We start from the raw sequence: 1,115 nt of genomic DNA, 5'->3' as shown, positions 1-1,115 counted from the left end.
GCATGCGGGTCAGGATAGGGGGACGTGTGCTTCGCACCTGCGCGTTCACCCATTCACAGGGGGCGGGCCGCAGATCGCGTGCGTGTTTCGAGAAGTTCGGTCAACAATGTTGACTCCGGCTCGGGGCGGCTGCACATTACTTGACGGTAGAACCACCCGGTAACCGTTCGACCAGGTTCTCTTCCCCGCCCTCGACGCCCCGCCCTCCGCCGGCACGCCGTGCCGCCCGCCGCACCCGCACCCGCACCCGCACCCGCACCCGCACCCGCACCCGCAGCCCCGCCTTCCCCTCCGGAAAGGGATCACATGCAGAAGCATGTCTCGCGCCGTAATGTCATGGCCACATCATGCGCGCTCGCCAGTGCGCTCGCCCTGAGCCTCACGGCCGGCGGCACGGCCCAGGCGTCCGACCCGCTGCAGTACGTCGCCCTCGGGGACAGCTACAGCGCCGGCTCAGGCGTCCTGCCCGTGGACACGAGCAACCTGCTGTGCCTGCGGTCCACGGCGAACTATCCGCATGTGATCGCGGACCGGACGGGCGCCCGCCTCAAGGACGTGACCTGCGGCGCCGCCCAGACCAAGGACTTCACGTCGTCGCAGTACCTGGGCGTCCCGCCCCAGGTGAACGCGCTCAGCGCCGACACCGACCTGGTGACGCTGACCATCGGCGGCAACGACAACGGCACCTTCATCAACGCCATCACGTCCTGCGGCAGCGCGGGTCTGCTGACCGGGGGCCAGGGCAGCCCGTGCAAGGACAAGTACGGCTCGACCTTCAACGACCAGATCGAGAAGAACACGTACCCCGCACTGAAGAACGCCCTGCAGGCCGTACGCGCCAAGGCGCCCAACGCCCGCGTGGCGGTGCTGGGTTACCCCTGGATCACCCCGGCGAAGGCCGACCCGTCGTGCTATCTGAAGCTGCCGATCGCCTCCGGTGACGTACCGTACCTGCGCGACGTGCAGACCCACCTGAACACGGCGGTCGAACGCGCCAGCAAGGAGACGGGCGCGACCTTCGTCGACTTCTCCGAGGTCTCCGACGGCCACGACGCGTGCACGCCTCTCGGCACCCGCTGGGTCGAGCCGCTGCTGTTCGGCACGAGCCTGGTACC

1 protein-coding gene is annotated in these 1,115 nt (G+C 68.8%); it reads left to right on the top strand.

Going from position 1 to position 1,115, the window contains the following annotated elements; translation table 11 throughout:
• Window positions 1–306 precede the first annotated feature (306 nt).
• Window positions 307–1,115, top strand: an 809-nt coding sequence (locus LPA54_RS32780; protein ID WP_228984399.1) for an SGNH/GDSL hydrolase family protein, incomplete at its 3' end; no start/stop codon positions are given.

Source organism: Streptomyces sp. DH12, assembly GCF_020873895.1.
GTDB lineage: Bacteria > Actinomycetota > Actinomycetes > Streptomycetales > Streptomycetaceae > Streptomyces.
Note: the sequence above shows the minus strand (reverse complement) of the source record. Positions and strands in the feature narration are given on the sequence as shown.